The organism is Pantoea sp. CTOTU49201 (assembly GCF_032054795.1).
Lineage (GTDB): Bacteria > Pseudomonadota > Gammaproteobacteria > Enterobacterales > Enterobacteriaceae > Pantoea > Pantoea symbiotica.
The window spans coordinates 1-7249 of the sequence record NZ_DAMBSA010000242.1 but is presented as its reverse complement, the minus strand read 5'-3'; the positions used below and the strand labels follow the sequence as shown (position 1 = coordinate 7249).

At 55.8% G+C, this 7249-nt stretch carries 6 protein-coding genes; 4 read left to right on the top strand and 2 right to left on the bottom strand.

The features are described from left to right. Window positions 1-830, bottom strand: an 830-nt coding sequence (locus RTY00_RS16195; RefSeq protein ID WP_312665122.1) for a LysR substrate-binding domain-containing protein, incomplete at its 3' end; no start/stop codon positions are given. 188 nt (window positions 831-1018) lie between these two features. Here RTY00_RS16195 and RTY00_RS16190 point away from each other — a divergent pair. From RTY00_RS16190 to RTY00_RS16175, 4 genes are all read left to right on the top strand, one after another. Continuing rightward, window positions 1019-1849, top strand: coding sequence for a DUF6024 family protein (locus RTY00_RS16190; protein ID WP_312665121.1), 831 nt, complete (start codon window positions 1019-1021; stop codon window positions 1847-1849). Window positions 1850-2000: 151 nt separating this feature from the next. Next, window positions 2001-2645: an adenylate kinase gene (gene adk / locus RTY00_RS16185; RefSeq protein ID WP_312665120.1), complete on the top strand. Its 645-nt coding sequence runs from the start codon at window positions 2001-2003 to the stop codon at window positions 2643-2645. Between the two features lie 122 nt (window positions 2646-2767). Further along, on the top strand, window positions 2768-3727 hold the full coding sequence (gene hemH, locus RTY00_RS16180) for a ferrochelatase (protein ID WP_312665119.1): 960 nt from the start codon (window positions 2768-2770) through the stop codon (window positions 3725-3727). 58 nt (window positions 3728-3785) lie between these two features. Then, window positions 3786-5087: an inosine/guanosine kinase gene (locus RTY00_RS16175; RefSeq protein ID WP_008103861.1), complete on the top strand. Its 1302-nt coding sequence runs from the start codon at window positions 3786-3788 to the stop codon at window positions 5085-5087. A 47-nt stretch (window positions 5088-5134) separates the two neighbouring features. On the opposite strand, the gene ybaL is transcribed toward RTY00_RS16175, so the two are convergent. Next, complete coding sequence (gene ybaL, locus RTY00_RS16170; protein WP_256695829.1) at window positions 5135-6823, bottom strand: YbaL family putative K(+) efflux transporter; 1689 nt, start codon at window positions 6821-6823, stop codon at window positions 5135-5137. Window positions 6824-7249: the final 426 nt, after the last annotated feature.

Sequence of the window (7249 nt, the reverse complement as noted above, 5' to 3'; positions counted from 1 at the left end):
GTAATCTCCGCATCGTGCTGGCGCGAAGTCTTGGTCATCATCAACGTCGCGCGATCGACGCGCACAAAGCCCAGCGGCGCGATCAAGGTGCCATCACTCAACTCCTGACGCACCAGCAAGCGCGGCGCCATAATCACGCCCAATCCATTTCTCGCCGCCTGAATGCCTAACGTCAAATTATCGAAATGCTTGCCGATCCAGTAATTGCCGCGCACGCCGCTGGTTTTCGCCCATTCGGCCCACGCATGCAGCCGCGTATCGGCGTGCAGCAACGGCAGCGAGGCGAGATCCTGCTCGCTCTGAAAACGGGCCGCAAACTGCGGGGCGCACAGCGGGCCGATGTAATCATCGCTGATCAAAGTGGCATCAATATCGTCATCCGGCGACTGCTCGGCGCTGAGAATCAGCACATCGGTGTGCTCGCTGCGCAGCTGGTCGATCTCCACCAGCGACTGAAACTGCACTTCAATATCGGGATAGCGCTGATAGAAGCTGGCGATGCGCGGAATCAGCCATTGCGAGAGAAAGCTGGGTGCGCAGGAGACGCTAAGGTGATGGCGCATGCCGGTACGGATGCTTTCGCAGGTAGTTGAGAGTTCGCTAAAAGCTTTCTGACAGCTCACCAGCAAACGTTCACCGTGTGAGGTTAATTTGACGCGTCCATTGGTACGCACAAACAGCGGCTTACCCATCCAGCTCTCCAGCTGTCGAACCTGATGGCTAATGGCGCTATGGGTCACATGCAGACGTTCGGCCGCAACGCTAAAACTGCTATACAGTGCCGCCTGGTGGAAATAGTGCAGTGCACGTAACGATGGAAGCGCGGTCATACTCGTCCCCTGTGTAAAAACCTAACAGGGATTGTCAGTTTATATCATTTTAATGTCCAGCCGCATTGGCCTAACCTTTCCCCCAGATTCTGGCGGGTTGACGGCTCCGGTTCTCTGTGTTTCACGCCGACTATCACCGCAGGTTTCACCTCCCACACACAGCACAATAATAAGAGACCTATCACGCGATGGCTCCACAACTTGCTTCTGCCAGGGCGGCGGCGGCGCGCGATAAGCTTCGCGGCTTGCTTTCCCGTCATTACCGGCTTGAAAACTACGATCTTTTCTTCGCACCCTCTTTGCATATCTCGCGGGTGTTGCTTTCCCAGCTGTTTCTCCGTCAGGAACAATCACGTAATCAAACGCGCTATGCCTCGCACCATCCGGTCAGCGAACTCAGCGTGCTGCCCACCTTGCCGATGACGGCGGGCAATATTGCGTTGGTGGATCATGTTGATATGCAGCAAGGTCGGGTGCGGGCGCTAAGCGAATGCCAAAGCCACGGCGTTACCGATGCATCGGAGTCGTTTGCCACGCAACTTCATAAACGGCTGGTGAGCGATGCGCGCCTGTTTGTTGCTCGCCTCGATCGTCACGCGGCATTATGCGGCGATCTGGTGTTGATCGCGTTGCGCACCGCCGATTTCAGCACGCTGGTGCGCAGCGAACTGCGGCTGTTTGAGCAAGGATTAGCGCTTCGTGACGCACCAGAACAGGCGCTGACGATGATGGAGGGCAGCGAATGGCGCCCGTTCAATATTGCGATGGTGGAAAATATCGCACTCGACTCGCCTTATATCCTGCACTCCATTCAGCAACCGGGTTTACCCTTTGCGCTTTTTCCGCTGCCGAACGGCCTCAATGCCAGTGAATTGCCGCAGGATATTCAGGTGCTGCCAGATCAGGCGCGTTTACGCCTGCGCGCCGATATACGCGGCGGCGTCAATAAACAGCAGAACGTCACGCCTGTACTGAAAAAACGTCTCAAAGACGCACTCATGCTTAGCCGTAATTCCTAAAAACGGGCACTCTGCTGGTATTTGCTGACAAAGCAGGTCAAAGTAGACCTTTCGTGACGAGCGCGCCCGTTTCCTTGTGGTGCGCGGGCCATAATGGTATGTTCTTCGCCTTCTCAGATTGAACAATGCGATTCGCAAGGGGAATTACGCAATGCGTATTATTCTGCTCGGAGCTCCGGGCGCAGGTAAAGGCACTCAGGCTCAATTCATCATGGAGAAATACGGTATTCCGCAAATCTCCACCGGTGACATGTTACGTGCGGCAGTCAAAGCAGGTACGGAACTGGGCCAACAGGCAAAAGCGATCATGGATGCCGGTAAACTGGTGACTGACGAGCTGGTGATTGCGCTGGTTAAAGAGCGTATCGCGCTGGAAGACTGCAAAAACGGTTTTCTGCTCGATGGCTTCCCACGCACCATCCCGCAGGCTGACGCCATGAAAGAAGCGGGCATCAAGGTTGACTACGTGCTGGAGTTCGCTGTACCGGACGAGCTGATTGTGGATCGTATTGTTGGTCGTCGCGTTCATACGCCATCGGGCCGCGTGTATCACGTCACTTACAATCCACCGAAAGTGGAAGGTAAAGATGACCTGACCGGCGAAGAGCTGACCACGCGTAAAGATGACCAGGAAGAGACCGTGCGTAAGCGTCTGGTGGAATACCATCAGCTGACCGCGCCGCTGATTGCCTACTACGGCAAAGAAGCGCAAGACGGCAACACCGAATATCACAAAATCGACGGCACGCGTCCTGTCGCTGAAGTGAGCACGCAATTGGCCACGATTCTCGGTTAATGCGTTGATGGGGCCGGTTGTCCGGCCCTTTTGCAGCAATTGCTTTCCCCTCCCTCGATTTCCGCTACAATTTCCCCCTGATTTTGCATTCGACCCATTCGTTTCGACATCAAGGAAATACCATGAGGCAAGAAAAGCCCGGGGTTTTGCTGGTTAACTTAGGCACACCAGACGCACCCACAACACCTGCGGTTAAACGCTATCTGAAACAATTCCTCGGCGATCCACGAGTGGTTGATACACCGCGCTTATTGTGGTGGCCGATTCTCAATTTCATCATCGTGCCTTTCCGCTCGCCACGCGTGTCGAAACTTTATGCTTCCGTGTGGATGGATGAAGGTTCACCACTGATGGTGTTCAGCAAGCGTCAGCGTGACGCATTGGCGCAGCGCCTCGATATGCCGGTTGAACTTGGCATGAGCTACGGCCAGCCAAGCCTCGACAGCGCGTTAAAGCGCTTGCTGGATCAGGGCGTAACCAAACTTATCGTGCTGCCGCTCTATCCGCAGTTCTCCTGCTCAACGGTTGCCGCTGTATGGGATGGCTTAGCCACCAGCTTCAAACCGCTGCGTTCACTGCCGGAAGTGGCGTTTATCCGCGATTACGCCGAGCATCCGGCTTACATCGCCGCACTGAAAGCCTCGGTTGAGCGCTCGTTTGCGCTGCATGGCGAACCGGATCTGTTGGTGCTGTCGTATCACGGCATTCCGCAGCGTTTCGCCAATGAAGGCGACGATTATCCGCTGCGCTGCAAAGACACCACCGACTCGCTGGCCGCGGCATTGGGTATTGCGCCGCACAAGATCATGATGACCTTCCAGTCGCGCTTTGGTCGCGAGCCATGGCTGACGCCGTATACCGACGAAACCATGAAGAGCTTGCCGGCCAAAGGCATTAAGCACGTGCAGGTGATGAGTCCGGGCTTTGCCGCGGATTGCCTCGAAACGCTCGAGGAGATCAGCGGTGAGAACTGCGAGATCTTCCTGCATGCTGGCGGCGAAAAGTTCGAGTACATTCCAGCGCTCAACGACGATGCTGAGCACATTGAAATGATGGTGCAGCTGGTCAACGCGCGCCGTTAAGGGTGTGGCAGAGAGTGTGATATCATTCTCTGCCTGATTTTCCCTGACGGCACTCTCGATGAAATTTCCCGGCAAACGCAAATCCAAACACTATTTCCCCGTCAACGCGCGCGATCCGCTGCTGCAAGCAACGCAGCAAGAGCAGGAAGAGGGCAGTTGGGTGGTGGGTATCGACCAGACGCTGGTGGATATCGAAGCTAAAGTCGACGACGACTTTCTGCAGCGTTACGGCTTAAGCGCCGGTCACTCGCTGGTGATTGATGATGCTACCGCCGAGGCGCTCTACAACGAGCTGATGCGCGAAGAGCTCATCAGCCATCAATTTGCCGGTGGCACCATCGGAAATACCCTGCATAACTACTCGGTGCTGGCGGATGACCGCTCAGTGCTGCTCGGCGTGATGTGCAATAACATCCAGATCGGCGGCTACGCTTATCGCTACCTGTGCAACACCTCCAGCCGCATGGATTTGAACTTCCTGCAAGGCGTTGATGGCGCGATTGGCCGCTGCTTCACGCTGATTGGCGAGCAGGGCGAACGTACCTTTGCCATCAGTCCCGGCTTAATGAATCAGCTGCAGGCCAACAGCATTCCGGAAGAGGTGATTGCGGGCGCCTCGGCGCTGGTGCTGACCTCGTATCTGGTACGTTGCCAGCCGGGCGAACCGATGCCGGAAGCCACCTTGCGCGCTATCGAATACGCCAAAAAGCACAATGTGCCGGTGGTGCTGACGCTTGGTACCAAATATGTGATTCAGGATAACCCGCAGTTCTGGCGCGATTTCCTGCGCGATCACGTCTCGATTGTGGCGATGAACGAAGAAGAAGCCTTTGCGCTGACCGGCGAGCAGGATCCGCTGCTGGCGTCGAATATGGCGCTGGATTGGGTGGATTTGGTGCTGTGTACCGCCGGGCCAACCGGTTTGTACATGGCCGGTTTCACCGAAGAAGAGTACAAACGTAAAACCAATCATCCGCTGCTGCCTGGCGCGCTGGCTGAGTTCAACCAATATGAATTTAGCCGCGCGATGCGCCACAAGGATTGCGATCAGCCGCTGCGCATCTTCTCGCATATCGCGCCTTATATGGGCGGACCAGAGAAGATCATGAACACCAACGGCGCGGGCGATGGTGCGCTGGCGGCGCTGCTGCACGACATCACCGCCAACAACTTCCACCGTCAAAAAGTACCAAACTCCAGCAAACACGGCCGCGCCTACCTGACCTATTCGTCACTGGCACAGGTGTGTAAATACGCCAACCGGGTAAGTTATCAGGTGCTGAACCAGCATTCACCGCGTCTGACGCGCGGCCTGCCGGAGCGGGAAGACAGCTTAGAAGAGTCATACTGGGACAGGTAAAACGTAGGGTCGCCATTCATGGCGACCTTCTCAATGACCGCACTCCCTTAAATCGGGCATTCACGCACAATCGGGTTCTGCGCAATCTCCTCTTCCAGCACATGCAACATGCTGTTGGCGATTTCACGTTCGCCCATTACCACGCGATTAGCGCCGCGCTCCATAATGTAGGTCACTTCATCGTCATAATGCGCACGCGCAATAATCTCAATATCCGGACGCTTCTCGCGCGCTGCCGTCACCACTTCACCGGCTTCGTAGCCATTTGGAATAGTCAGCAGCAGCCAGCGGGCGCAGTCGAGGCGCGCTAATTCCATGGTATCGACGCGTGCTGCATTGCCCAGCACCGCTTTGATCCCTTGCTCGCGCAGCGCTTCAACGCGCGGACGCGAGTTCTCCACCACCACCAGCGGTACATCCGCTTCCATCAGCTTTTGCCCCAGCAGGCTGCCAACGCGGCCATAACCAACCAGCACCGCGTGATTGCAGATATCCACCGGAATCTGTTTCTCTTCTTCGATCGCTTCTTCCAGCGTCTGTTCTTCGATGGTCTCGGTTTTGTCGAGGTAGCGTTCCAGCATGCTAAACAGAATCGGATTAAGCATGATGGAGAGAATCGCCGCCGCCAGTACCAGATTGCGTCCTTCCTCGCTCAGCATGCCGAGCGAGATGCCGAGACCGGCCAGAATAAAGGCGAATTCACCAATCTGCGCCAGGCTCACCGAAATGGTCATCGCGGTGCGACGCGAATGACCCAGCAGCGTTACCAGCAGCCAGGCGGCAATGGATTTGCCCAGCACGATAATCGCCAGCGCGCCAAGCACCGCCAGCGGCTGCTCAATCAGGATCATCGGGTCAAACAGCATGCCGACGGACACAAAGAACAGGACGGCGAACGCATCCCGCAGCGGCAAGGTATCGTGCGCCGCGCGGTGGCTGAGTTCAGATTCGTTCAGCACCATGCCGGCAAAGAAGGCGCCGAGGGCAAAGGAGACATCAAAGAATTCAACGGCGCCAAAGGCGATACCGAGCGCCAGCGCTAACACCGCAAGGGTAAACAGCTCACGCGAGCCGGTCGCGGCACTTTTTGCCAGAATCCACGGCACTACGCGACGGCCTACCACCATCATCAGCACCATAAAGGCGACGACTTTACCGATGGTCAGCAGCAGATCCCACAACAGCAGCGTTGGGCTGGCGTTGCCTTGTTCCAGCATGCCCGCAATCGCTGGCAGCAGCACCAGCGTCAGCACCATCACCAAATCTTCCACGATCAACCAGCCAATGGCGATTTGCCCGCGCTGGCTATCAATCAGCTGACGCTCTTCCAGCGCGCGCAGCAGCACCACGGTACTGGCGGTGGAAAGACACAGACCAAATACCAGACCGGTCATCCACGACCAGCCCATTGTCCAGGAAAGCCCCATTCCCAGCAGCGTTGCCACGGCGATTTGCGCGATGGCGCCAGGAATGGCGATGGACTTTACCGACATCAAATCCTTCAGCGAGAAGTGCAAACCGACGCCGAACATCAGCAGAATTACGCCGAGTTCAGCCAGTTCTGGAGCAAGGTTGGTATCCGCAACAAAGCCTGGTGTGAAAGGGCCGGCCAATACGCCAGCTAATAGGTAACCGACCAGCGGTGAGATGCGCAGGCGGTTTGCCAGCATACCAAGGAGAAATGCGAGGACCAGCCCCCCGACAATGGTAGTGATCAACGGTGTGGTGTGATGCATGCCTGTCTCCTTGTGTGCAAATGTATCCGCTTGTAACAACCTAGTGTAATGCACAATCACTTACCGCGTTTAAACATTTGAGCGGTAAAAACGCACTAAATTGAAAAAATGAGACTAAAACGCAGCTGAAGCTCCATTTTCGTCAGTTATCTCACTATATCGGCTGGAAATACGCAGAATGAAGGGTGGCGCGGAAAAATAGTTGCGACGGGAAACTGGCTTCGCAGCAGGTGTTGTTGCGGTTAAAGCGGTCCTAAGTCGATAAAGTCGCCGCCAGGCGTAGAATTGGGTTATCCAATTAAGCGCCAGGCGGTTTTGCAGCTTGTTTGATTGATGCTTTGCCAGTTTCATCTTGAGTTAGCCAGCCATCTGTGCGAAACAGAAGGGCGATAACGCACATTAAGTCCACCGCTAAGTGGAAAAACG

Bases quoted from the DNA above. Each gene is read 5' to 3' on its own strand.
- adk (WP_312665120.1), top strand. From the start codon at position 2,001: ATGCGTATTATTCTGCTCGGAGCTCCGGGCGCAGGTAAAGGCACTCAG.
- RTY00_RS16190 (WP_312665121.1), top strand. From the start codon at position 1,019: ATGGCTCCACAACTTGCTTCTGCCAGGGCGGCGGCGGCGCGCGATAAG.
- hemH (WP_312665119.1), top strand. From the start codon at position 2,768: ATGAGGCAAGAAAAGCCCGGGGTTTTGCTGGTTAACTTAGGCACACCA.
- ybaL (WP_256695829.1), bottom strand. From the start codon at position 6,823: ATGCATCACACCACACCGTTGATCACTACCATTGTCGGGGGGCTGGTC.
- RTY00_RS16175 (WP_008103861.1), top strand. From the start codon at position 3,786: ATGAAATTTCCCGGCAAACGCAAATCCAAACACTATTTCCCCGTCAAC.